The following is a 24,274-nucleotide window of genomic DNA, read 5'->3' on the forward strand; positions in this document are numbered from 1 at the left end:
AATGTGGTCGCGGCTAATACGACAAAACCCTTGTAGGAGCCCGGTGTGTCAGCTCGTTGATCGTTCCCATTCAAAGCGTGGGAACGATCAAGGGGGTGAGTCAGTTACTGATGGCGAGGATGCTGGCCTGGTACGATCCGACAAACACATCGAAATCGCCCACTTCGTTCTGCTCCAACTCAGCTTGCTGCGCCAGCGAGGTCCGTGCCAGCTCCTCAAAGCGCGCCTGCTCTTCAGCCGGCAACGGCTCCTTACGGAAATGCTCGGCGTGCAACTGGCTCTGGTGCAGGGAGAACTGCGCAAAACTTTCCTTACGCTCGGCCATCGTCGCCAACACCTGGGCTGACGGGGTCAGGGACGAATCCTTGACCTTCGCCAGCTGAGCATCCAGCGCCTGGCTGTGCTCGGTGATGCCGTGGCTCTCATCCAGCAAGGCGGCCAGTGGCGCAATCTGCTCCAGCAGTTCGGCAGCCCATTCCTTCATGTCCACAGGCTGGCCCTGACGCTGCAATTGCAGGCCGGGACGACGACCTTCCTTGACCACGCTGAGGAAGTTGGAGGTGGCGTTACCGCACTCGTTGTCGGCGAACAGCGGGCTGTCGTTCAACGCGCAGTACAGCAGGAAGGCGTCGAGGAAACGCGACTCCGGCAGGTCGATACCCATCGGCAGGAACGGGTTGATGTCCAGGCAGCGCACTTCGATGTACTGGATGCCGCGGGCCATCAGCGCCTGGATCGGCCGTTCGCCGGTGTAAGTCACACGCTTGGGGCGGATGTTGGAGTAGTACTCGTTTTCGATCTGCAGGATGTTGGTGTTGAGTTGCACCCACTCACCGTCCTGATGCGTGCCGATTTCGACGTACGGCGCGTAGGGCGTTGCCACCGCTTCGCGCAGGCTGTCGGTGTAGCTGGCCAGGTCGTTGTAGCACGGTGTGAGGCCGGCCTGGGCATTGCTCTGATAACCCAGGTCGCTCATGCGCAGGCTGGTGGCGTAAGGCAGGTACAGCGTGTCGGCGTCGAGCACTTCCAGTTGGTGCGAACGACCGCGCAGGAAACCGGCGTCCAGGGCAGGGGATGCGCCGAACAGGTACATCAGCAGCCAGCTGTAGCGACGGAAGTTACGGATCAGCGCGATATAGGCGGTGGACTGGTAATCGCGGTCGGTGCCGACAAACCCTTCCGTCTCTTTGAGCAACGGCCACAGCGCTTCCGGTAACGAGAAGTTGTAGTGGATACCAGCGATGCACTGCATGGTCTTGCCGTAACGCAGGGCCAGACCCTTGCGATACACGTACTTGAGCTGTCCGATATTGGAGGTGCCGTAGTAGGCAATCGGAATATCTTCCTCGGCCGGCAACGGGCACGGCATCGAGGGGCTCCACAGGTATTCGCTGCCCAGCTTGGTGTAGGCAAAGCGATGGATCTTGTCCAGGCTGCTCAGGGTATCGGCCGGGTCGGGCAGGGCGGGAGTGATGAACTCCAGCAGCGATTCCGAGTAGTCGGTGGTGATCTGTTCGTGGGTCAACGCGGCGCCCAGGGCTTCAGGGTGCGGCGTTTGCGCCAGTCGACCCTCACCGGTGACACGCAGGCATTCGCGCTCGATGCCGTGCAAGCACTGCTCTAGCAGGGAGAGGTGTTCGCGCTTGCCGAGCAGGGCCAGGCGGCGGTTGAGAAGTTCGCTCAAGTTGGATTCCTTCACGCGTCAGTCGCCCCAATATGGGGGTGGGCAGGACGGTCTACAAGGGTGAAGTTAAAACTGGCGTGATCGCCTGGTTTAGAGTCGATTTAACCCGCTCTGAAAATGCCGACTTCACTCCATGAATTTGGCTACAGCGCAGCGAGAAAATTCCGACGCCGTGATTGCAGCGCCGAAATTAACTCAAATCGGGGGTGGGGAGCTATAGGACAGCGAAGGTGCCCTGCGCTTTTGCGACAAGTCTTTCGTCTTGATACACGTCTGCCTCGACCACCAACGTGCGGCGACCGGCATGAATCACCCGGCTGGTGCACAGCACGTCACCATCAGACACGGCGCGGATATAGTTGATCTTGCACTCGATGGTCGCGCTCTGCTGGTCGAAACCATGGGAGCTGGAACACGCCAGCCCCATCGTAATGTCCACCAGGCTGAAAATCGCCCCGCCATGGAGCTTGCCCGCGCGGTTGCGCAGTTGCGGCTCCAGGGTCAGGGCCACCTCGGCAACGCCCTCTTCAAGGCGTTGCAGACGGCAGCCGATCAGTTCGCTGAACGCGCTCTGGGTCAATCCGGCCGGGATTTCCATCAGCGTTTCTTCAACTGTTTGGCGTTGGCGAACAGCGAGGCCATGGCGTTGTTGCTTGGCGCTGCGGTGGCGGTTTCCTTGCGCGGTGCGTTGTTCTGCGACTGGCGCGGCGCCGAGCCCGGACGCGCGCCACGGGCACCGTCGATTTTCTCGCCGGGGGTGTCGCTCATGCGCATCGACAGGCCAACGCGTTTGCGCGGGATGTCGACTTCCATGACCTTGACCTTGACCACGTCACCGGCTTTCACCGCTTCGCGCGGGTCCTTGATGAATTTCTCCGAAAGCGCGGAGATATGCACCAAACCGTCCTGATGCACGCCGATGTCCACAAAGGCGCCGAAGTTGGTCACGTTGGTGACCACGCCTTCGAGGATCATGCCCAGCTCCAGATCCTTGAGGTCTTCGACGCCGTCCTGGAACTCGGCAGTCTTGAACTCGGGACGCGGGTCGCGGCCCGGTTTTTCCAACTCTTGCAGAATGTCGGTGATGGTCGGCACGCCGAAGGTTTCGTCGGTGTACTTCTTTGGATCCAGGCGCTTGAGGAACGCGGCGTCGCCGATCAGCGAGCGGATGTCGCGGTCGGTCTCGGCGGCGATGCGTTGCACCAGCGGGTAGGCTTCCGGGTGGACTGCGGAGGAATCCAGCGGGTTGTCGCCGTTCATTACGCGTAGGAAACCGGCGGCTTGTTCGAAGGTTTTCTCGCCCAGGCGTGCGACCTTTTTCAGCGCTGCACGGGTTTTGAACGCGCCGTTTTCGTCACGGTGGGTCACGATATTCTGCGCCAGGGTGGCGTTGAGGCCGGAAATACGTGCCAGCAATGCAACAGAGGCGGTATTCACGTCCACGCCCACGGCGTTTACGCAGTCTTCAACCACCGCGTCCAGGCCGCGCGCCAGTTTCAGCTGCGACACATCGTGCTGGTACTGGCCGACGCCGATGGATTTAGGGTCGATCTTCACCAGTTCGGCCAGTGGATCCTGCAGGCGACGGGCGATGGACACCGCACCACGGATCGACACGTCGAGGTCCGGGAATTCCTTGGAAGCCAGTTCCGACGCCGAGTACACCGAAGCGCCGGCCTCGGAGACCATGACCTTGGTCATCTTCATGGCGGGATACTTTTTGATCAGCTCGGCGGCCAGCTTGTCGGTTTCACGGCTGGCGGTGCCGTTGCCGATGGCGATCAGGTCCACCGCGTGCTTGGCGCACAGGGCGGCCAGGATCGCGAGGGTCTGGTCCCATTTGTTGTGCGGCACATGCGGATACACCGTGGCGTGGTCCAACAGCTTGCCGGTGGAGTCGACCACGGCGACCTTGCAGCCAGTGCGCAGGCCCGGGTCAAGGCCCAGGGTGGCGCGCGGGCCGGCCGGGGCGGCCAGCAGCAGGTCGTGCAGGTTGTGGGCGAACACGTTGATCGCCTCGGTCTCGGCGCCGTCGCGCAACTCGCCGAGCAGGTCGGTTTCCAGGTGGGTGTAGAGCTTGACCTTCCAGGTCCAGCGCACCACCTCACCCAGCCACTTGTCCGCAGGACGGTTCTGATTCTGGATGCCGAATTGTTGACCGATCATGCCTTCACAGGGGTGCATGGTGCCCGGCAACTCGTCGCCGACCTTCAGCGCAGAGCTGAGAATGCCTTCGTTGCGACCACGGAAAATGGCGAGCGCACGGTGGGACGGCATGCTTTTCAGCGGTTCGTCGTGTTCGAAGTAATCGCGGAACTTGGCGCCTTCCTCCTCTTTGCCGGCGATGACGCGGGCACTGAGAATGGCTTCCTGCTTCAGGTAAGTACGCAGTTTTTCCAGCAGGCTGGCGTCTTCGGCGAAGCGCTCCATGAGGATGTACTTGGCGCCTTCGAGGGCGGCCTTGACGTCGGCAACGCCTTTTTCGGCATTGATGAACCGGGCGGCTTCGGTGTCCGGAGTCAGCGACGGGTCGTTGAAGAGGCCGTCGGCCAGCTCGCCCAGGCCGGCTTCCAGGGCGATCTGGCCCTTGGTGCGGCGCTTCTGCTTGTACGGCAGGTAGAGGTCTTCGAGGCGGGTCTTGGTGTCGGCGAGCTTGATGTCGCGCTCAAGCTGTGGGGTCAGCTTGCCCTGTTCCTCGATGCTGGCGAGGATGCTGATGCGCCGTTCGTCGAGTTCTCGCAGGTAGCGCAGACGCTCTTCCAGGTGACGCAACTGGGTGTCGTCGAGGCTGCCGGTCACTTCTTTACGGTAACGGGCGATGAAAGGCACTGTGGAGCCTTCATCCAGTAGAGCGACGGCCGCTTCGACCTGTTGTGGGCGTACACCGAGTTCCTCGGCGATGCGGCTGTTGATGCTGTCCATAAAACCACCTGAAATTCTGAAAAGCAGCTCGCAGGCCCGGAAAACAAGGCCCTGGGAGGCTGGTTGAGCGGCCCGACTGGCGCCGCTGCCTGGGTCAAGAGGCAGCCTATTGACCCTCGAAATCGAAAAAATCACACAAGCGGGTAAAAAAAGCCTCGGCATCAAACGGTAACGATCGGACGTTGCCCTGCACGACGGCGCCGCATTATAACCAGCGTTCTGCCCTAGGGGGGGATTGCGCCAACGGTTGTACGGCGCGGGTTCGCTGGCAGTAGAGGAAAAATCTGCTAACAATGCACACGGTGCGTATAACGGCAGCTAGGCCATAATGCGCGCCGAGATAAGAGGAGCATCTAATGAGCAGCACTGCACAAACTGCTGAAGGCGAAAAAATTCTCATCGTTGATGACGATCCGGGGCTGAGTAGCCTGCTGGAGCGTTTTTTCAACTCCAAGGGCTACCGGGCCCGCGCGGTGCCGAACACCGAACAGATGGACCGCCTGTTGGGGCGTGAGGTGTTCAACCTGGTCGTACTCGACCTGATGCTGCCCGGCGAAGACGGCCTGACCGCCTGCAAACGCCTGCGCGGCGCAAACAACCAGATTCCAATCATCATGCTCACCGCCAAGGGCGATGAGCTGAGCCGCATCAAGGGCCTTGAACTGGGCGCCGATGACTACCTGGCCAAGCCGTTCAACCCTGACGAACTGATGGCTCGGGTCAAAGCCGTACTGCGTCGCCAGGCACCGCCGGTTCCAGGTGCCCCAGGTAGCGAAGACGAGAGTGTCACCTTTGGCGACTACGAACTGTCGCTGGCGACCCGTGAGCTCAAGCGTGGCGATGAAGTGCACATGCTCACTACCGGTGAATTCGCCGTGCTCAAGGCTCTGGTGATGAACGCTCGCCAGCCGCTGACCCGCGACAAGCTGATGAACCTGGCCCGTGGCCGGGAATGGGATGCGCTGGAGCGCTCCATCGACGTGCAGATCTCCCGTCTGCGCCGGATGATCGAGCCGGACCCGTCCAAGCCGCGGTATATCCAGACGGTGTGGGGCGTGGGTTATGTGTTTGTGCCGGACGGCAATAAAACCAGTTGATCGGTGATTTGCAGGGGCGGGCATCCTGGCGTTTGACTCCATAAGAGTCGGCGGGGTGTCCGGCGTCTGCAATTCTGCGAGCGCCGCTCGTTTCTGCAAGGTATCTAGCAGTCTTCTATGAAAACCCCGCTGTGGTTCCCCCAAAGTTTCTTCTCCCGCACCCTTTGGCTGGTGCTGATCGTCGTTCTGTTTTCCAAGGCACTCACGCTGGTTTATCTGTTGATGAACGAGGACGTGCTGGTGGATCGACAGTACAGCCACGGTGTCGCCCTGACGCTGCGCGCCTATTGGGCGGCGGACCCTGAGAACCGCGAGAAAATCGCCAAGGCCGCGACCCTGGTGCGTGTCGCCGGCGCGGGAGTGCCGGAGGGCGAGCAGCATTGGCCCTACAGTGAGATCTACCAGCGCCAGATGCAGGCCGAACTCGGTGAAGACACTGAGGTGCGGCTGCGCATGCACGTGTCGCCTGCGTTGTGGGTGCGTGCGCCAAGCCTGGGCGAGGATTGGCTGAAAGTGCCGCTGTACCCGCATCCGCTGCGGGGGCAGAAGATCTGGAACGTGTTGGGCTGGTTCCTGGCGATCGGTTTGCTTTCAACGGCGTCGGCGTGGATTTTCGTGCGCCAGCTTAATCAGCCTTTAAAACGCCTTGTGTTTGCCGCCCGTCAATTGGGCCAGGGGCGCAGCGTTCGCCTGCCGGTCAGCGACACGCCCAGTGAGATGACCGAGGTGTACGGCGCGTTCAACCAGATGGCGGAGGACGTCGAACAGGCCGGCCGCGAGCGCGAGCTGATGCTGGCGGGGGTGTCCCACGACTTGCGTACCCCGTTGACGCGACTGCGTTTGTCGCTGGAGTTGATGGGCAACCATACCGACCTCACCGACGACATGGTCCGCGACATTGAGGACATGGACGCGATTCTCGACCAGTTCCTGGCGTTTATCCGCGATGGCCGCGATGAAGTGGTGGAAGAAGTCGACCTGACCGACCTGGTGCGAGAGGTGGTGGCGCCCTATAACCAGAACGGTGAACAGGTGCGCATGCGCCTGGAGCCGATCCAGCCGTTTGCGTTGCGTCGGGTATCGATGAAACGCCTGTTGAACAACCTGATCGGCAACGCCCTGCACCACGCCGGTTCCGATGTGGAAGTGGCGGCGTATGTGTCTGGCGACAGCGCTGCGCCGTATGTGGTGCTGAGCGTGATGGACCGTGGCGTGGGCATCGACCCGGATGAGTTGGAAGGCATCTTCAACCCCTTTACCCGTGGCGACCGTGCCCGAGGTGGCAAGGGGACAGGCCTGGGGTTGGCGATTGTGCGGCGTATAGCCTCGATGCATGGCGGCAATGTTGAGCTACGCAACCGCGAAGAAGGTGGCCTGGAGGCGCGCGTGCGTTTGCCGCTTGGGCTGATGTTGCCCCGCGACGCGGTCTGACCTTGTGTAGGAGCCGGCAAGCCGGCTCCTACAGGTATTACGCTGGGGTCAGCCCTTGCCTTTGGTCCTGGTCATATTCGGCCCACCATTCTTCTCCAGATGCTGAATGATGATCCCCGCCACGTCCTTGCCCGTGGTGGTTTCAATGCCTTCCAGGCCCGGTGACGAATTCACCTCCATCACCAGCGGCCCGTGATTGGAGCGCAGGATATCCACACCCGCCACACTCAACCCCATCACCTTGGCGGCCCGCAGCGCGGTCATGCGTTCTTCCGGGGTGATCTTGATCAGGCTGGCGCTGCCGCCACGGTGCAGGTTGGAGCGGAACTCCCCCGGCTTCGCCTGGCGCTTCATCGCTGCAATCACCTTGTCGCCCACCACGAAGCAGCGGATGTCCGCACCGCCGGCTTCCTTGATGTATTCCTGCACCATGATGTTCTGCTTGAGGCCCATGAATGCCTCGATCACGGACTCCGCCGCTGTCGCGGTTTCACACAGCACCACGCCGATACCTTGGGTGCCTTCCAGCACCTTGATCACCAGCGGTGCGCCGTTGACCATGTCGATCAGGTCGGGGATGTCGTCGGGAGAGTGGGCAAAGCCCGTCACTGGCAGGCCGATACCCCGGCGCGACAGCAACTGCAGCGAGCGCAACTTGTCCCGTGAACGGGCAATGGCGACCGACTCATTGAGGGGGAACACCCCCATCATTTCAAACTGGCGCAACACTGCGCAGCCATAGAACGTCACCGAAGCGCCGATGCGTGGGATCACCGCATCAAACCCCTCCAGCGGCTTGCCCCGGTAGTGGATCTGCGGCTTGTGGCTGGCAATGTTCATATAGGCCCGCAACGTGTCGATCACCACCATTTCGTGGCCACGTTCGGTGCCGGCCTCAACCAGGCGGCGGGTGGAATACAGACGCGGGTTTCGCGACAGCACAGCAATCTTCATGCAGCACCTGGGACAGAAAGAGTAGAGACCGGGAACACCGGCTTGTCTTGAACGTACTTGATGCCGGGGTTGACCACCAGTTGGCCGTCAATCAAGGCTTTGGAGCCCAGCAACAGCCGGTAACGCATGGCTTTGCGGCAGGCCAGGGTGAACTCCACCCGCCATACCCGATCACCCAGCGCCAGGGTAGTGCTGATGACATAGCGCACCTGCGCATGCCCGTTGGAGCTCTTGATGGTTTTCATCGTCACCAGGGGCGCTTCGCAGCGGCGGTGACGCAGTTGCACAACGCTGCCCAGGTGCGCGGTAAAACGCACCCACTTCTCACCGTCGCGCTCAAATGGCTCTATATCGGTAGCGTGCAGGCTTGAGGTGCTGGCACCGGTGTCGATCTTTGCGCGCAGGCCTGCCACTCCCAAGTCGGGAAGTGCCACCCACTCACGCAGACCCACAACGGTCAAATGGTCAAATGTCTTCAATATGGGTAACCGATCAATTCGCCCAGGCCTGAGGGGAAACCTCGGCCAGGGCCTTGAATGCAGGCTTGGCGAACCAATAGCCCTGCATCAGAAAAATTCCGCAGTCGGACAGGAAGTCACGCTCGCCGGCACTTTCGATGCCTTCGGCGATGACAGTAACCCCCAACTGCTCACAGATTGTGACAATCCCCTGAACGATGACCTGACGAACACGATCCTGATCGACATCGCGAATCAGCGCCATGTCGAGTTTGATCAAGTCAGGTTGGAAATCGGCCAGCAGGTTCAGCCCCGAATAGCCCGCGCCGAAATCGTCGATGGCGGTCTTGAAGCCGAATTCGCGGTATTCACGCAGAATATTCGTCAAATGGCGATAGTTATCTACGTGCTCGCTTTCGAGGGTCTCGAAAATCAGCTGGTTCAACGGAAAATTATGCGCGCGAGCCGCCTCCAGGGTGCTACGGATGCACAATTCCGGACGGTACACGGCGTTGGGCATGAAGTTGATCGAAAGGTGGGTTTGCATGCCAAGGGCCGCTGCCCCGGCAATTGCCTGGGTTCGACAGCGTTGGTCGAAGCGGTAGCGGTTGCTTTCGTTGACCTGGTCGAGCACCGACAGAGCCCCTTCGCCGTGGGGGCCACGCACCAGGGCCTCGTGGGCAAAGATCGAATGATCCCGCAGGTCTACGATAGGCTGGTAAGCGAATGCAAAATCGAACCCGAGGGGCTCGCTTTGCTGGCAACCCACGCAGCGCTGGTTGGGCGAGGTGAGTGAAAGGGGGAATTCGGTCACAGCATATCCTCGCGAAAACAGGGTGCTACCTGGCGTATCTTAGGTGAGCCTTGGGGTTTATGCGTCGAAGGGTTTCAACGGTAAAGTTGCGACATTTTTCAGAGCGAGGAATTCAAGTGGCTCAAAAGCAGGAAGAGGAAGAAAAGGTCCGTCTGGACAAGTGGCTATGGGCGGCGCGTTTCTATAAAACCCGTGCCCTGGCGAAGGCCGCTATCGAGAGCGGCAAGGTGCATCATCGTGGCGAGCGCTGCAAGCCAGGCAAAGAGCCACGTGTCGGCGATGAGTTGCAGATTCGTGTTGGATTTGATGAAAAGACGGTCGTGGTTCAGGCGCTTTCCATCGTGCGCCGTGGTGCGCCTGAAGCACAGGCGTTGTACACCGAGACCGAAGCCAGCATCGCCAAGCGTGAAAACGCGGCCGCCATGCGCAAGGCGGGCGCCACCGGTATGACCACCGATGGCAAGCCGAGCAAGAAACAGCGCCGCGATCTGTTCAAGTTTCGCGGCAGCGGCAATGACGACTAGCCTGAGTCGAATGGGCCTTTGTGGTGAGCGGGCTTGCCCCGCGCTGGAGTGCGTAGCGCTCCCGTTTTTTTGAGGCCGCTCCGCAGCCCAGCGCGAGCAAGCTCGCTCACCACAAATTATTGCGCAGTTCTAACGACGCTCATTCGCCCGACGATTGGTAGGCGTGCAGCCAGCCCGAACACCGGCGCCGTCACCCGCAACAATCCACTCGAAACCTTCGCCGCAAACGGCGTGTAATACCCCCACCCCAGCGCCAACAGCGCCAGCAATACCCCGCCGATGTAATCGTCCTGGCCCCAATGGGCACCGGCCACCAGGCGCGGCATCATGAACAGCAGCGCCAGGCCCCAGATCACGAGCAACTGGCCGATGCGCTTGGCGAACACCGTCATGAACATCCCCCAGATCAACAGCACCGATGCGTGATCCCCTGGAAAACTCTGGCTCGAGCGATCCTTCAATTCCCAGGTCTTTTCCAGCCCCGGGAAGTAGTCGCTCATCTGGATCGCTCCGCTGATCACCATCGATGGGCTGCTGTGTTGCCAGCCCATGTGCGCCGCGAATTTGGAAAACAGCATGCGGATAAACAGCAACAGCAGCAGAACGCCGACAAAACCGAACAGTGCCTGGCGCACCTGCACGGCCTTGAACACCCAGTCGCCGCGAATCAACAGTGCCAGCAGGATGACCCCGACCACCGCATCGAACGGCCGCAGACTGGCTACCGCCCACACGTGCAGCCAGGTCGAGTTGCTGGCCAGCGGGTCATTGAGCAGATGAAACAGCCACTCGTCGAAAAGCACACACAGCATCTGGCCCGTGGGCCACAGCCAGAAACACAGCAGCCCGATAGCCAGTAGATTGCAGAAGGCCCATCGCCCGAGGTTCCACTTGGCTTGGAACAAACCCGGATTGTTCATAAACTGTCCCTCACGGCTCTAGAAAACCGCACCAAAACGGTGCTAAAGCGTTTAATTCTATAAACTTTGTAATCAATTTGTCATCAATTCAGATACCCAGACCTATGACTGATCTACCGGATACCGACTTCACCCAACGCTTCATCTTTGACGAGAGCGACGCCCGCGGCGAGCTGGTCTCGTTGGAGCGCAGCTATGCCGAAGTCCTTGCCAAGCACCCCTATCCGGAGCCGGTCGCGCAACTGCTCGGGGAGCTGATGGCGGCGGCGGCGCTCCTGGTGGGCACCATGAAATTCGACGGGTTGTTGATCCTGCAGGCACGCTCCGAAGGGCCGGTGCCGATGCTGATGATCGAATGCTCCAGCGAGCGCGAAATCCGTGGTTTGGCCCGTTACGAAGCCGACCAGATTGCCCCGGACGCCACGTTGTCCAACCTGATGGCCAACGGCGTGCTGGCGATCACCGTCGATCCGACTGAGGGCCAGCGCTACCAAGGTATCGTCGATCTGGAAGGCGAAACCCTGTCGGACTGCTTCACCAACTATTTCGTGATGTCCCAGCAGGTCGGCACCAAGTTCTGGCTCAACGCCGACGGCAAACGCGCCCGCGGGATGCTGTTGCAGCAATTGCCACCAGATCGCATCAAGGACGAAGACGAGCGCACTGACAGCTGGCGCAAGCTGACGGCGCTGGCCGGCACCCTCACCGCTGAAGAGCAACTGGGCCTGGACAACGAAACCATCCTGCATCGCCTGTACCACGAAGAAGCCGTGCGACTGTTTGACGCACAAGGCCTGCACTTCAATTGCAGCTGCTCGCGCGAGCGTTCGGCCAATGCCTTGGTCAGCCTAGGCCTGGAAGATGCGCAAAACCTGGTGGTGGAGCACGGCGGCCATATCGAGATCGACTGCCAGTTCTGCAACGAACGCTACCTGTTCGACGCGGCTGATGTCGCCCAATTGTTCGCCGGCGCAGGCATCGACACCCCTTCCGACACCCGCCACTAAAACGTTTAAGCACAGGTAAATCACCTGACAAACGCCGGATTAGCGCAGTTCTGACGGGAGGGCCCTACTCTTTTTGGGCTTTTCTGGCATAATCCGGCCCACTTTTTTCGCGGTAGTAGTGCGCAACTTTCTACTACAAAACGTTTGGAGCACTCGGCCATAGGCCGACGGGGAACCTCATGACGCAAGCCAACAACGCCGTATACACCGATCTGAGTGTTGACGATCTGGTTAAAGAAGCCCTGCAGCGTGGTGAAGGCGTGCTCGCCGATACTGGCGCGCTGGTCGTCGAAACCGGTCACCGTACTGGCCGTTCGCCGGTCGACCGTTTCATCGTTGAAGAGCCTTCCACCCAGGCTTCCATCGCCTGGGGCCCGATCAACCGCAAGTTCCCTGCCGACAAGTTCGATGCCCTGTGGGCTCGCGTCGAGGCATTCAACAACGCGCAAGAGCATTTCGTTTCCCACGTTCACGTAGGGGCGGCTGAAGACCACTACCTGGCCGTGAAAATGACCACCCAGACTGCCTGGCAGAACCTGTTCGGTCGTTGCCTGTTCATCAACCCGGCCCAGTACAACCCGGCCGGTCGTGAAGAATGGCAAGTGCTCAACGTGGCCAACTTCGAGTGCGTGCCAGAACGTGATGGCACCAACTCCGACGGTTGCGTGATCCTCAACTTCGCCCAGAAGAAAGTGCTGATCGCCGGCATGCGTTACGCCGGTGAGATGAAGAAAGCCATGTTCTCGGTGCAGAACTTCCTGCTGCCGGCTTCCGACGTGCTGCCGATGCACTGCGCTGCCAACATCGGCGAAGCAGGCGACGTGACCCTGTTCTTTGGTCTGTCGGGCACCGGTAAAACCACCCTGTCCGCCGACGAAAGCCGTTACCTGATCGGTGACGACGAACACGGCTGGGGCGAAGGCGTGGTGTTCAACATCGAAGGCGGTTGCTATGCCAAGTGCATCGACCTGTCCGAGAAGAACGAGCCGGTCATCTGGAAAGCCATCAAGCACGGCGCCGTGCTGGAAAACGTGGTGATCGACGAGGCCAAGCACGCCGACTACACCAACGTCAGCCTGACCCAGAACAGCCGCGCCGCCTACCCGCTGGAGCACGTTGCCAAGCGTTCCGAGAAGAACCTGGGCGGCGAGCCAAACGCGGTGATCTTCCTGACCTGCGACCTGACCGGCGTACTGCCGCCTGTGTCGATCCTCAGCGAAGAACAAGCGGCCTACCACTTCCTGTCCGGTTACACCGCACTGGTGGGCTCGACCGAAATGGGTTCCGGCGGCGGCATCAAGTCGACCTTCTCCACCTGCTTCGGCGCACCGTTCTTCCCGCGCCCGGCTGGCGAATACGCTGAGCTGCTGATCAAGCGCATCCGCGGCTTCGGCTCCAAGGTCTACCTGGTCAACACCGGCTGGACCGGCGGCGGCTACGGCGTTGGCAACCGTTTCAACATCCCGACCACTCGCGGCGTGATCGCAGCGATCCAGAGCGGCGCGTTGATCGGTGCAGAAACCGAACACCTCGACACGATCAACCTCGACGTGCCACTGGCCGTACCGGGCGTTGAAACCGGCCTGTTGAACCCACGTAACACCTGGGCTGACAAGGCTGCCTACGACGAAGCGGCGAAGGCGCTGGCGGGTCTGTTCATCGAGAACTTCAAGAAGTTTGAAGTGAGCGATGCGATCAAGGCTGCGGGTCCTAAGTTGTAAGATTCGAGCGTTGTGAAAAAGCCGCCTCTTGCAGGCGGCTTTTTTGTGCGCGAACGCTTAGTCGGCGATGTGCAGAACCACTGCGCCGACCAGTACCAGCACGACGCCCAATACCTGCACCACCGACAACCGCTCCTTGAAAAACACAAACCCCAAAATCGCCGCAATACCACCTGACAACGTACTGATCACCGTCACCACCGACACCGACCCCGCCATCGCCCCCCAGGAAAACGCCGAGAACCCACCCAGGTTCATCAAGCTCGCACCGGTCAGCGTCGCGCAGTTTTTCAGCGGTGGGATTTTCAGGCCGTCCTTGATCTTCAGCACCATCACCACCAATACGCATAGCCCCACCAGGTAACCGAGCCAGAGCATGGTGATCGGTCCCAGCGCCGGCAGTGTGTAGCGGCCTTGCAGCCAGAAACTGATGCCATACAGCAAGGCGGCGAGCATGGCGTAGGCGATGGACAGGCGTGGATTGTTGTGGGGGACGCCATTGTCCTTATGAATGCTGGAGAGGATCACGCCGATCACGCACACGGCGATGCAGCCCAGTTGCGTCAGGCTGATGTGCTCGCCGCTGGCCCAGGACAGCAGTGTGGTCACCACGCCGTAGGACGTCACCAGCGGCGCGACGATGGCGGCTTTGCCAAGGGCGAAGGCCTTGGACAGCGCAAGGGCGCCGGAGACGGTGAGCAGGGCGGCGGCGACGCCCAGGAGCCAGACGCTCAGCGGGGCGTCGAGGGATTTGAACAGCAAGCTTGGGAGAATGACCAACAGCAGGGTCATGATCAGAAAGCCCAAGGCCTGACCGAAATACACCGCGCGTTTAACGCCCACGGCTCGGGCGTTGAGGCCCACGAGAAAATCCGTACCACCCCAGAGCAGGGCGGCCAGCAGGCCCATCATTACGTCCATGTAAGGTCCTTTTCGAAGGCTCAATTTCCTGTAGGAGCCCGGCTTGCCGGCGAGGAGGCCCTCAGGACCGCCATCGCCGGCAAGCCGGCTCCTACAGTGAGCTCAGGTTTTCCAGCGTCTGCGTGTCCCAGCTGTGGGTCTTGACGGCCAGGTAGAGCATGCCCAGCGTCAGCGGCACTTTTTCGCCGCGGCCCTTGGCGCGGCGTTTGAGAAACACATCGAACGTCGGCGGATTGAAGTAACGATAAGTGTCGAAGTCGCCCAGGTCGAGCGCAAATTCCTGCTCCAGTGCTTCCATCAGTTGCTTGGCCTCACTGCCGTCGCAGCCGAGGTCGAAGTTGATTGAGGTTTGCAAGCGGATCGTCTTGTGTCTTGGCAGGCCGATTTCCTCGTGCAGCAGTTGCAGGAGTTGCTGCATGACGGGGTCTTCGGGCAAGTTGGGGGCGAGGTTCATGGTGGGGGCACGCAGGAGTGGGTGATTGGCTTTTACTTTGCTTACTTTGAAATAGATATTTTGGGTGCTCAACAACCCGATGCCTGTCACAAAGGCAATTATCGGCAAACTTTCAAGCTGTGCCCCTCTGATCCATGAGGTGGCATAGAACAGAAGTACTGGGCCGGTTACCAAGAGGCAGCGTCCAGCCCATCTCCTGAGTACGGGCAACGTTATTATCCTGTCGATTATGGCGGCCAGTGCGAGGAGGACGAGCAGATAGATCCACTGGGTGTATTCGCTCATCGTCTTGGCCACTCCGGAGCTGTAGATCCATGGCCGATATGTTGAGTCCTTTCGATGTTCAAAGGTGTTTGCCAGGGTCTGTTGAAAGGGCGCTAGTTTCGGTCAGAGAAAGGTGGGTTTTGTAGAGTGGCGGGCAGGAGTTTCAAGTAGTTTCGGAAGGGGATGTCGAGGCGTATGGAGGTTTCTTACAGGGCTTTCCGGGATTTGCGGCTTGCAGTGACTTAACAGCAAAACAGGTGAGTGGTGTGGGTCGAGCTGGCGTGTGATCAGTTGCCGACAGGCCGAGTCACACACCGCTCAAAAATCGCCTCCAACCCCCGGTAATCACACGCCACCGCATCAATATTCGCCGGTATCCACGCCGCGTGTTTCACCAGCCACCAATTCACCGAAAACCCCGCGTTGACGATGATCTGCTCGAACAAGATCCGTTGCGCCCGGCCGTTGCCTTCGCGGAAGGGGTGGATGACGTTGAGGTCGCCGTAGGCCTCGGCAATCTGCGTGATCAGCTCAGCCTGACTCACACCGACATACCAGTTGGACGCTTGCATACGCCGGATGATCTTTGCCGCTTCCGGCGGGATGCGTTCCGGGGTGCAGAACAGGGTATCGCCTTTCTGGATATTGACGCTGCGCAATTCGCCGGCCCAGTCGTAGAGGTCGCCGAACAGGGTGCGGTGGATATGTTGCAGGCGGTCGAGGTCGTAGGGCGGTGGGAAGAGGGGAAGGTTGCCTACGGCGATTTCGGATAACTCCCGCTCGGCCTGGTGCAAGCGGGTCTCGTCGTGCAAATCGAGGCGGTTGCGCAGGACGCTGCTACCGGGATAGCAGTACGGATCCTGGCCCACCCCGTATTTGTCGAGCATCAGCGTGGGGTGTTGCGGTACTTGGCGAGGACGGCTTCGCGGGTCGGCAGGGGTTTGTCGACGTCGGCGGGCTGGGTGTCGAACCCTTCGAGGCGCAGGCTGGCCAGGTAATTGGAACGGCGGATCTTGTGGTAGTGATCCTGTTTTTGCTCAAACGTCGGTTCGCTCATGGCAGCGTACTCCTGGGTAGCAAGGCTTGATTGTAGCGCAATGCTTCAGTAGGTAGGCGTGATAAAAACCACGTCACATTTTGTACAAAAATTCCGCCAGCGGCCGGATTTCAGCGTATGTTTCACCGCAAAATCTTGTAGGGCGATTCCGTCCACTACTTAAAGGGAGTTAAGCATGGGTTTGCTGCGTGTCGCCTCGGCGATGTCTTTGTGTGCGGTGGCGTTTTCTGTCCAGGCCGAGCAATTGCCGATTGAAGTGCTCAGTGCGGTGGTCAAGGACCAGAAAATCGCCGACGCCGAAGTGCTGCTGCAGCGCAACGGCGCGCAAAACGTGGTGGGCCGCACCAACGCCCAGGGCCAGGTCACGCTGACCAGCGAAGCTGCTGACGACGCCACCAGCCTGCTGATCATCAAGAAACCCGGCTACTCCAACCTGGTGGTGAAGTGCCCGTGCAAAGGCATGACCTACGCCATCAGCCCGGTCATGGAAAACCTCGACGGGCTGCGCGTGGTACTGACCTGGGGCAAAACCCCGGAAGACCTCGACTCCCACATGATCTTCCCCGGCAACAATATCTACTTCGAGAACAAGACCGGCACCGACGCCGAACTGGATGTGGACGACGTCGACAGTTACGGCCCGGAAACCATCACTCTGCAGAAAAAGCACTACGGCGAAAGCTACGTGTATGCCGTGCATGACTTCACCAACGGCGGCAATCCAAGCTCGCGCCAACTGTCCAACAGCGAAGCCAAGGTGTTTGTGTACATGGGCCAATCCCTGGTACGCACCTACTACGTGCCGAAAAACCGCAGCGGTAACCTGTGGACCGTGTTCCGCATGACTGGCAGCGGCGACTTCCAGGACATCAACACCTTCAGCGGCGTGACCGTGAATGCCGCGAATGTGCTGAACGAAGTCAAACCGCTGCTGGATGACAGCGTGGCCCTGACCGCTGTTGCGGTCAGCTCTTCCGCACAAACCGATGCGAAACGTCTGAACGTCCAAGGTGAAGCGGCCTACCAGGCGGGTAACCTCGACCAGGCCATCGACCTGTTCCGTCAGGCGATCGAGTTGGACAATGGTTTCGGCAAGGCCTACGGCAACCTGGGCTTGGCGTATCAGAAGGCTGGCAACACGGCCGAGTCGATCTGGGCCAATCGCAAGGCCATCGCCCTGGCAACCGGTGCGAATGCTGCGACGGTGCGTGCTGGCGCCTATTACAACATTGCGCGGATCTATGAAGCGGCGGGGCAGTTTGCCGATGCGCTGCGTCACTACCAGTTGGCCAAGGAGCAAAAGGCCAACCCGGTGTACGACACGGCGATTGAGCGGGTACAGAACCGCTGATCGATAGCCAACACGTTTACCGACAACGCGCCCCAGTGGCGCGTTGTTTGTTTGGGGGATGGCTAGAGTCGCGAGGCTGCGTCGAGGTCCATCAATCCCCGTCCATAGGCGCCACTGACCAACGCTGCGGCCGGCGATGTGCCGGTGGTGGGTCCGTAGCTGCCATCCTTGTCGGGGTAGGTGATCTGGCGTGTTACTGTCTGCGTTTTTGCGCGGGCTTGCTGGTTTTCTCTGTATCAGTTTGTAGCGTTTATCCCCGACCTTTTCTTGATCGCTGATCTATGTTTTTGATTCCTTCAGCGGTCAACGGAGTGACAGCCTATGCACGACACCCTCCAGCAGGTTTTTGGTTATCCACAGTTTCGTCTGGGCCAGGAAGAGACAGTCAGTGCGGTACTGGCCGGCCGTTCGGCAGCGGCTATTTTCCCAACGGGTTCGGGCAAGTCCCTGTGCTACCAGTTGTCGGCGGTGTTGCTACCGCACCTCACGCTGGTGGTGTCGCCGCTGTTGGCGTTGATGCAGGACCAGTTGGGTTTCCTGCAGCGCCACGGCATTTCGGCAGGCAGTATCGATTCGGCCCAGAGCCGCGAGGACGCCAATGAGGTGATGACCCGCGCGCGTTCGGGCGAGTTGAAGATCCTGATGATTTCCGTTGAGCGCCTGAAGAACGAGCGCTTTCGTAACTTCCTGCAAAGCGTGCGGATCTCGCTGTTGGTGGTGGACGAGGCGCACTGTATTTCCGAGTGGGGCCACAACTTCCGTCCGGACTATTTGAAGCTGCCGGACTACCAGCGTCAGTTCAATATCCCACAAGCGCTGCTGTTGACGGCTACAGCAACGCCCAAGGTGATTGCCGACATGCAGGCCAAGTTCGCTATTGCGCCGGACGATGTGGTCACCACGGGCTTCTACCGGCCCAATCTCAACCTGTTGGTGGAGCCGGTCAGCGGCGCGGACAAGCGTCGCCGGTTGGTGCAGTGGATGAGTGAGCGTGCCGATCAGCCGAGTATCGTCTACGTCACCCTGCAGAAAACCGCCGAACAGATTGCCGATCATTTGAACCGCAACGGCATCCAGGCCGAGGCGTATCACGCCGGTTTGCCTCACGATAAACGCGAGGGTATCCAGCAGCGTTTCATGGGCGGGCGCTCCAATTGCATCGTCGCGACCATCGCGTTTGGCATGGGCATCGACAAAAGTGATATCCGCAATGTGGTGCACTTCGACCTGCCCAAGTCCATCGAGAACTACAGCCAGGAAATCGGCCGCGCGGGGCGTGATGGGCAACCATCCGATTGCCTGGTGTTGGCCAACCGCGACAGCCTCAATGTGCTGGAAAACTTCGTGTACGGCGATACGCCGGAGCAGGAGGGCATTCGGCGGGTGCTCGAAGAATTGCAGGCCGCGCGAGGCGATGGGCAGTGGGAGTTTTTGCTCAGGTCCTTGTCGGACCACAGCAACATCCGCGAGCTGCCGCTGAAGACGCTACTGGTGCAGTTGGAGCTCAAGGGCGTGATTGCGCCGCGCTATGCGTTTTATGCAGAGTACCGTTTCAAGTATCTGATCGAACCTGAGGCTTTGCTCGCGCGCTTCTCTGGTGAGCGGCAGCAGTTCGTCGCGGCGATCATCCAGGTGTGCAAGCGGGCCAAGACCTGGGCGACGGTGGATTTTGACGCGCTTTATCAACAGCACAACGCCGAACGCAGCAGGGTGGTGAAGGCGCTGGATTACTTCCAGGAGCAAGGCCTGATCGAGCTTGAGAGCAAGCAGATGACGGAGGTCTATAGCTTGCTTGATACCGCGTTTGACCCTGATGTATTGAGCAAAGAGTTATACACAGGCTTCAAGCAGCATGAGGTGGGCGAAGTCGCACGGATTCACGCCATGCTCGATCTGTTCGCCACCGAACACTGCCTGGGTCAACGCCTGGCGCAGTATTTCGGCGATGAGAACGCGCCCCAGCGCTGTGGGCACTGCTCGGTGTGCCACGGCAACGTGGCGCACCTTCCACCGCCGCCAGGTTTGCCGCCGCTTGTGGATAAAAACTTCATGGGGCTTTGCGGTGATTTTATCCACAGGCATCATGAACACACCGGCCACTTGCCGGGAGCGGAACGCCTGACGCGTTTCCTCGGCGGCATCAGTGTGCCGTTATTCACCAAGTTGAAGGCGCGGGGCATTCCGGGCTTTGCTGCGTTGGAGGATTATCCGTACGCCGAGGTACGCGAGTGGGCCCAGGCCCATTTGAATGACCTGTAACTCACTTTAACGAGATGACCCGATGCCTGACTCAGTGCCTCAACGCAGCGATTACCCGCACTTCCAACCGATCATCACGCGCTGGCACGACAATGATGTGTATGGCCATGTGAACAACGTGACCTACTACAGCTTTTTCGACACGGCGGTGAATACCTACCTGATCGAGCAAGGTGGGCTGGATATTCATGACGGTGAAGTGGTGGGGTTTGTGGTGAGTTCGGCGTGTGATTATTTTGCGTCGATCGCCTTTCCCGAGCGCATCGAAATCGGCCTGCGGGTGGGCAAGCTGGGCAACAGTTCAGTGCAGTACGAATTGGCGGTGTTCAAGGCAGGCGAAGAAGAAGCGTGTGCGGCGGGGCGCTTTGTGCATGTGTTTGTGGATCGGGGTTCGAACCAGCCGATGACGATTCCGGGGATGTTGCGCGAGGCGTTGCAGCGGTTGGTGGTGTAGGCGCGAACGCCTACACCCTCAGGCCTTAGCGGTGACGGTAGTGATGCTTGTTCTTGCGATGGCCATAGGCATGCCCGCGGCCAGGGTGATCATCGCGGTCATAACGACGGTTATCACGCCCACGGGAGCGACGATCATCGTCATCGCTCTTGTTGCCCATGTAGTTGCCCAGCGCGCCACCTGCACCGCCGCCGGCCGCTGAGCCGATCAGAGCACCGGTGCTGCCGCCGACACTGCGGCCCACTACGTTGCCGCCGGCCGCGCCCAAGGCGCCACCAATGGCCGCTTCGCCACGGCTGCGTTTGTCCGCACCCACCGCACTGCCGCCTGCGCCGCCCAGGGCTGCGCCGATGGTCGAGCCGGTGTTGCCGCCGATCGACTGGCCGACTACCGAACCTAAAACCCCGCCCAATGCGCCGCCCACACCGGCTTCGGTGGTGCCACCGGCCATGGCTGCGCCACTGACCAGGCCAAGGGACAACAAGAGAATCGAGGAGAACTTCATTAGGGGAAACCTCAAGGGGATGACGGCGCGATCCTGAGGCTGTATCGGGAGGGTGACAACAGAAATCCGACCAGTAACACGAGTTGTACACAATTCTCTAAGTTACTGTTTTTGCTGGGGAACTTAAGTCGTTTTTGTGAGTCTTTAACTACTTCGGATAGGCCGCTTTTATGCAAAAGCGGCCTTTTTTGTGCCCGAAGATTTATGCAGAACGCGCCATGATCAGGCCATTATCACTCGCCGCTTCCAACCGAATTGCCACGAACTTCGACGTCGGCGTATGGCTGCCATCACCGGTGCTTTCCAGCGGCACCAGCGGGTTCACTTCCGGGTAATAGGCCGCAGCCTGCCCGGCCGGAATATCAAACGCCAGTAGGGTAAAGCCCTTCACCCGGCGCTCGCGGCCGTCTTCCCACAGCGACACGATGTCGGCCTTCTGCCCCGGCTTGAAGCCCAGGCGGATGATGTCGGCCTCGTTGACGAACAGCACGTCACGCTGGCCCTTGACCCCACGGTAGCGGTCATCCAGGCCATAGATGGTGGTGTTGTACTGATCGTGGGAGCGCATCGATTGCATGATCAGGTCTGGCACCTTGCCTGTCGCGTGGGTGCGCTCGTGGATCAGGTCCTTGGGCAGGATGTTCGGACGGAAGTTGGCGCGCCCCGACGGGGTGTTCCAGCGGCGTGCGCCGGCGGAGTTGCCCAGATAGAAACCACCCGGATTCTTGATCTTCTCATTGAAGTCCTTGAAGCCCGGGATGGTATCGGCAATCAGGTCGCGGATGCGGCCGTAATCGGCCACCAGCCAGTTCCAATCCACAGGCTTACTGCCCAGGGTGGCGGCAGCGATGCCGGCCAGAATCGCAGGCTCTGACTTCATCAGCTTCGACAGCGGCTGCAACTGGCCGTTGGAGCCGTGGACCATGCTGAACGAGTCTTCTACCGTCACCGCTTGCGGGCCGTCGGCCTGGATGTCGATGTCGGTACGGCCCAGGCACGGCAGGATCAGCGCGTCTTTGCCGTGCATCAGATGGCTGCGGTTGAGCTTGGTGCTGATCTGCACGGTCAGGTCGCAACTGCGCAGGGCTTCGAAGGTGCGCGGGCTGTCCGGCGTGGCTTGGGCGAAGTTGCCACCCAGGCCGATAAACACTTTGGAACGACCTTCGAGCATGGCGTGAATCGCTTCGACCACGTTGTGGCCGTTGACGCGCGGCACTTGGAACTGGAAGCGACGTTCCAGGGCGTCGAGGAACGCCACGGGCGGACGTTCGTTGATGCCCATGGTGCGGTCGCCCTGCACGTTGCTGTGGCCACGCACTGGGCACAAGCCGGCGCCTGGGCGTCCGATGTTGCCGCGCAGCAGCATCAAGTTGGCGATTTCCTGGATGGTCGGCACCGAATGGCGATGCTGGGTGATGCCCATCGCCCAGCACATGATCACGTTCTTGCCTTTGGCGTACATGCGCGCCGCTTGCTCGATCTCGACCAGGGTCAGGCCGGACTGCTCGACGATTTCATCCCAGGAGGTGTCGTCGATCTTGCCCAGGTACTCCAGCACGTTGGCCGTGTGTTCGTTGAGGAAGTCGTGGTCGAACACGGCTTCTTTGCCTTCGGCCTGGGCCTGGCGCTCCCACAGCAGCAGGAACTTGGCCATGCCGCGCAGGATGGCCATGTCGCCACCCAATGCAGGTCGGAAGTAGGCAGTGTTGGTCGGTTTGTCACCGTTGGTGAGCATTTCCAGTGGATGTTGCGGATGCTGGAAGCGTTCCAGGCCGCGCTCTTTCAGCGGATTGATGCACACCACTTGGGCGCCGCGTTTGACCGCTTCGCGCAGCGGTTCGAGCATGCGCGGGTGGTTGGTGCCGGGGTTCTGGCCCCAGACGAAGATCGCATCGGCATGCTCAAAGTCATCAAAGGTCACGGTGCCTTTGCCGACGCCCACGCTTTGCGCCAGGGCAACGCCGCTGGCTTCGTGACACATGTTCGAACAGTCGGGAAAGTTGTTGGTGCCGTAGGCACGCACGAACAGCTGATACAGGTACGCTGCTTCGTTGCTGGCGCGGCCCGAGGTGTAGAACTCGGCCATGTCCGGGCTCGGCAGGGCGTTGAGATGCTTGCCGACCAGGTCGAAGGCCGCTTCCCAACTGATGGGCTGGTAGCGGTCGGTTTCGGCGTCATAGCGCATCGGCTCGGTCAGGCGGCCCTGGTATTCCAGCCAGTAGTCACTTTGCTCCAGCAGGGCAGTCACGCTGTGTTTGGCGAAGAACGCCGCGTCGACGCGGCGCTTGGTGGCTTCCCAGTTCACCGCCTTGGCGCCGTTTTCACAGAACTTGACCATGCCGCTTTCCGGCGAATCACCCCAGGCGCAGCCAGGGCAATCGAAGCCGCCGTTCTGGTTGGTCTTGAGCATCATGCGCAGGTTTTTCAGCGCGTTGTCGCTGGTCAGCCAGGCCTGCGCCACGCTGATCAGTGCGCCCCAGCCGCCGGCCGGGCCCTTGTAGGGCTTGTAGCGCGGGGTTGGGGTTTGGTCGGCTTGGTGGTGCTGGCTCATGGCTGATTCTCCATCGCAGGACTGTAGACCCGCGGCGCACTTTTCTGCGGCAGGTGGATGAGATTGAGGTTATGCCGGCGGGCCCATTGCAGGGCCAGGCCGGTGGGTGACGACAGGCTGACCAGGGTCTGGATGCCCGCGCGCAGGACTTTCTGGATCAACTCCAGGCTGCAACGGCTGGTGACAATCGCCAGGCCGCCTTCGGTCGGAATCTTTTGGCGGATCAAGGCGCCGATCAATTTATCCAGGGCGTTGTGCCGGCCGATGTCTTCCCGGCCGAGCAACAACTCGCCCTGGCCGTTCATGAACACCGCTGCATGCACGGCGCCGCTGTATTGGCCCAGGGGTTGAAAGGCGCTGATGCGTTGGCGCAGGCCATCCAGCCATTCGGCGGGCGGCAAGGGTGCGCCGGGCAATACCTGGAGGTCTGGCAGGGCCTGTTCAACGGCTTCCACGCCACACAAGCCACAGCCGCTGGTGCCGGCCAACTGGCGGCGCTGCTGCTTGAGGTTCCAGAAGGCGCGGCTGGAGATTTGCACCTGAGCGTATTGGGTCGAGCCCGAACCGCTGAGTTTCAAGTCATAAATATCGCTAATGTCGGCGATAATGCCGCTACCGATACTGAAACCGACTATAAAGTCTTCCAGGTCCGTCGGCGTTACGAGCATCACCGCTTGGCTGATGTCGTTGTAGGCAATCGCCAACGCCACTTCTTCTGCCAAGGCGGTGGTGGCGGATTCCGTGTGTTCGAGATTGCAATACTGGTAGCTCTGGCTGGCGGCGGGCGCTGGCGTTTCGAGAGCGGGCGCCGCGCAGACTGGGCGCTTGGCGTTCATGGGGCAGTACCACCGGCGGATTGATCAGTGTTTAGACTAGGCGCGACAAAGCGTCGCGTCTAATTGCCAGTACTGATCTACCGATAGATG

General features: G+C 60.3%; 22 protein-coding genes. 8 read left to right on the plus strand and 14 right to left on the minus strand.

Going from position 1 to position 24,274, the window contains the following annotated elements; translation table 11 throughout:
• Nucleotides 1-100: 100 nt before the first annotated feature.
• The 3 genes from gshA to RB216_RS01135 form a co-directional block, all read right to left on the minus strand.
• On the minus strand, nt 101-1,684 hold the full coding sequence (gshA, locus tag RB216_RS01125) for a glutamate--cysteine ligase (protein ID WP_068937744.1): 1,584 nt from the start codon (nt 1,682-1,684) through the stop codon (nt 101-103).
• A 214-nt stretch (nt 1,685-1,898) separates the two neighbouring features.
• Nucleotides 1,899-2,282: a PaaI family thioesterase gene (locus RB216_RS01130; RefSeq protein ID WP_016979039.1), complete on the minus strand. Its 384-nt coding sequence runs from the start codon at nt 2,280-2,282 to the stop codon at nt 1,899-1,901.
• The gene (locus tag RB216_RS01135; RefSeq protein ID WP_028615303.1) at nt 2,282-4,606 is read right to left on the minus strand and encodes a Tex family protein; all 2,325 of its coding nucleotides are present in this window, start codon (nt 4,604-4,606) and stop codon (nt 2,282-2,284) included. The genes RB216_RS01130 and RB216_RS01135 overlap by 1 nt, the downstream gene beginning before the upstream one ends.
• Nucleotides 4,607-4,962: 356 nt before the next feature.
• Here RB216_RS01135 and ompR point away from each other — a divergent pair, with 356 nt between their 5' ends.
• A complete protein-coding gene (gene ompR, locus RB216_RS01140; RefSeq protein WP_016979041.1) occupies nt 4,963-5,703 on the plus strand; it encodes an osmolarity response regulator transcription factor OmpR in 741 nt (246 codons plus the stop codon).
• Nucleotides 5,704-5,820: 117 nt separating this feature from the next.
• Nucleotides 5,821-7,134 (plus strand): ATP-binding protein, encoded by a 1,314-nt coding sequence (locus tag RB216_RS01145; RefSeq protein ID WP_308908215.1) that lies wholly within the window; start codon nt 5,821-5,823, stop codon nt 7,132-7,134.
• Between the two features lie 48 nt (nt 7,135-7,182).
• On the opposite strand, the gene rimK is transcribed toward RB216_RS01145, so the two are convergent.
• Genes rimK through rimA form a run of 3 tightly spaced genes read right to left on the minus strand, consistent with a single transcriptional unit; the run spans nt 7,183 to nt 9,360 of the window.
• Nucleotides 7,183-8,088, minus strand: coding sequence for a 30S ribosomal protein S6--L-glutamate ligase (gene rimK, locus RB216_RS01150; RefSeq protein WP_010214091.1), 906 nt, complete (start codon nt 8,086-8,088; stop codon nt 7,183-7,185).
• Nucleotides 8,085-8,567, minus strand: coding sequence for a retropepsin-like aspartic endopeptidase RimB (rimB, locus tag RB216_RS01155; protein WP_016979043.1), 483 nt, complete (start codon nt 8,565-8,567; stop codon nt 8,085-8,087). Before rimB ends, rimK begins: the two co-directional genes overlap by 4 nt.
• Before the next feature lie 13 nt (nt 8,568-8,580).
• A complete protein-coding gene (gene rimA, locus RB216_RS01160; protein WP_028615304.1) occupies nt 8,581-9,360 on the minus strand; it encodes a S6 modification regulatory phosphodiesterase RimA in 780 nt (259 codons plus the stop codon).
• A 116-nt stretch (nt 9,361-9,476) separates the two neighbouring features.
• Here rimA and RB216_RS01165 point away from each other — a divergent pair, with 116 nt between their 5' ends.
• On the plus strand, nt 9,477-9,884 hold the full coding sequence (locus RB216_RS01165) for an RNA-binding S4 domain-containing protein (RefSeq protein WP_028615305.1): 408 nt from the start codon (nt 9,477-9,479) through the stop codon (nt 9,882-9,884).
• A 116-nt stretch (nt 9,885-10,000) separates the two neighbouring features.
• Here the strand turns inward: RB216_RS01165 and RB216_RS01170 are convergent, their stop codons facing one another.
• Entirely contained in the window at nt 10,001-10,804 is an 804-nt protein-coding gene (locus tag RB216_RS01170; RefSeq protein ID WP_308908216.1) for a phosphatase PAP2 family protein, read from the minus strand.
• Nucleotides 10,805-10,908: 104 nt separating this feature from the next.
• Here RB216_RS01170 and hslO point away from each other — a divergent pair, with 104 nt between their 5' ends.
• Together hslO and RB216_RS01180 are read left to right on the plus strand one after the other, a co-directional pair.
• Complete coding sequence (hslO, locus tag RB216_RS01175; RefSeq protein WP_236317624.1) at nt 10,909-11,811, plus strand: Hsp33 family molecular chaperone HslO; 903 nt, start codon at nt 10,909-10,911, stop codon at nt 11,809-11,811.
• Between the two features lie 179 nt (nt 11,812-11,990).
• Complete coding sequence (locus RB216_RS01180) at nt 11,991-13,532, plus strand: phosphoenolpyruvate carboxykinase (protein WP_016979047.1); 1,542 nt, start codon at nt 11,991-11,993, stop codon at nt 13,530-13,532.
• 57 nt (nt 13,533-13,589) lie between these two features.
• On the opposite strand, the gene RB216_RS01185 is transcribed toward RB216_RS01180, so the two are convergent.
• The 4 genes from RB216_RS01185 to RB216_RS01200 all read right to left on the minus strand — a co-directional run bounded on the left by RB216_RS01185 (nt 13,590) and on the right by RB216_RS01200 (nt 16,228).
• The gene (locus tag RB216_RS01185; RefSeq protein WP_240035908.1) at nt 13,590-14,453 is read right to left on the minus strand and encodes an EamA family transporter; all 864 of its coding nucleotides are present in this window, start codon (nt 14,451-14,453) and stop codon (nt 13,590-13,592) included.
• 91 nt (nt 14,454-14,544) lie between these two features.
• The gene (locus RB216_RS01190) at nt 14,545-15,192 is read right to left on the minus strand and encodes a DUF1493 family protein (protein ID WP_308908217.1); all 648 of its coding nucleotides are present in this window, start codon (nt 15,190-15,192) and stop codon (nt 14,545-14,547) included.
• Between the two features lie 266 nt (nt 15,193-15,458).
• Nucleotides 15,459-16,058: a putative adenosine monophosphate-protein transferase Fic gene (locus tag RB216_RS01195; RefSeq protein WP_028615310.1), complete on the minus strand. Its 600-nt coding sequence runs from the start codon at nt 16,056-16,058 to the stop codon at nt 15,459-15,461.
• Complete coding sequence (locus tag RB216_RS01200; protein ID WP_016979054.1) at nt 16,058-16,228, minus strand: YhfG family protein; 171 nt, start codon at nt 16,226-16,228, stop codon at nt 16,058-16,060. The genes RB216_RS01195 and RB216_RS01200 overlap by 1 nt, the downstream gene beginning before the upstream one ends.
• 175 nt (nt 16,229-16,403) lie before the next feature.
• On the opposite strand from RB216_RS01200, the gene RB216_RS01205 reads away from it, so the two are divergent.
• The 3 genes from RB216_RS01205 to RB216_RS01215 all read left to right on the plus strand — a co-directional run bounded on the left by RB216_RS01205 (nt 16,404) and on the right by RB216_RS01215 (nt 20,292).
• Nucleotides 16,404-17,579: a tetratricopeptide repeat protein gene (locus RB216_RS01205; protein ID WP_122685692.1), complete on the plus strand. Its 1,176-nt coding sequence runs from the start codon at nt 16,404-16,406 to the stop codon at nt 17,577-17,579.
• Nucleotides 17,580-17,900: 321 nt separating this feature from the next.
• On the plus strand, nt 17,901-19,838 hold the full coding sequence (locus tag RB216_RS01210) for a RecQ family ATP-dependent DNA helicase (RefSeq protein ID WP_236317618.1): 1,938 nt from the start codon (nt 17,901-17,903) through the stop codon (nt 19,836-19,838).
• A gap of 22 nt (nt 19,839-19,860) precedes the next feature.
• Nucleotides 19,861-20,292, plus strand: a complete 432-nt coding sequence (locus RB216_RS01215) for an acyl-CoA thioesterase (RefSeq protein WP_028615313.1) — start codon at nt 19,861-19,863, stop codon at nt 20,290-20,292.
• A gap of 25 nt (nt 20,293-20,317) precedes the next feature.
• Here RB216_RS01215 and RB216_RS01220 read toward each other — a convergent pair whose 3' ends face one another.
• The 3 genes from RB216_RS01220 to fdhD form a co-directional block, all read right to left on the minus strand.
• Nucleotides 20,318-20,797: a glycine zipper domain-containing protein gene (locus RB216_RS01220; RefSeq protein WP_028615314.1), complete on the minus strand. Its 480-nt coding sequence runs from the start codon at nt 20,795-20,797 to the stop codon at nt 20,318-20,320.
• A 202-nt stretch (nt 20,798-20,999) separates the two neighbouring features.
• Nucleotides 21,000-23,348 (minus strand): FdhF/YdeP family oxidoreductase, encoded by a 2,349-nt coding sequence (locus tag RB216_RS01225; protein ID WP_068937750.1) that lies wholly within the window; start codon nt 23,346-23,348, stop codon nt 21,000-21,002.
• On the minus strand, nt 23,345-24,184 hold the full coding sequence (gene fdhD, locus RB216_RS01230) for a formate dehydrogenase accessory sulfurtransferase FdhD (protein ID WP_028615316.1): 840 nt from the start codon (nt 24,182-24,184) through the stop codon (nt 23,345-23,347). The genes RB216_RS01225 and fdhD overlap by 4 nt, the downstream gene beginning before the upstream one ends.
• Nucleotides 24,185-24,274 lie beyond the last annotated feature (90 nt).

The sequence above is a fragment of the Pseudomonas canadensis genome, from assembly GCF_030980095.1.
In the GTDB taxonomy this organism is placed as follows: Bacteria; Pseudomonadota; Gammaproteobacteria; order Pseudomonadales; family Pseudomonadaceae; genus Aquipseudomonas; species Aquipseudomonas canadensis.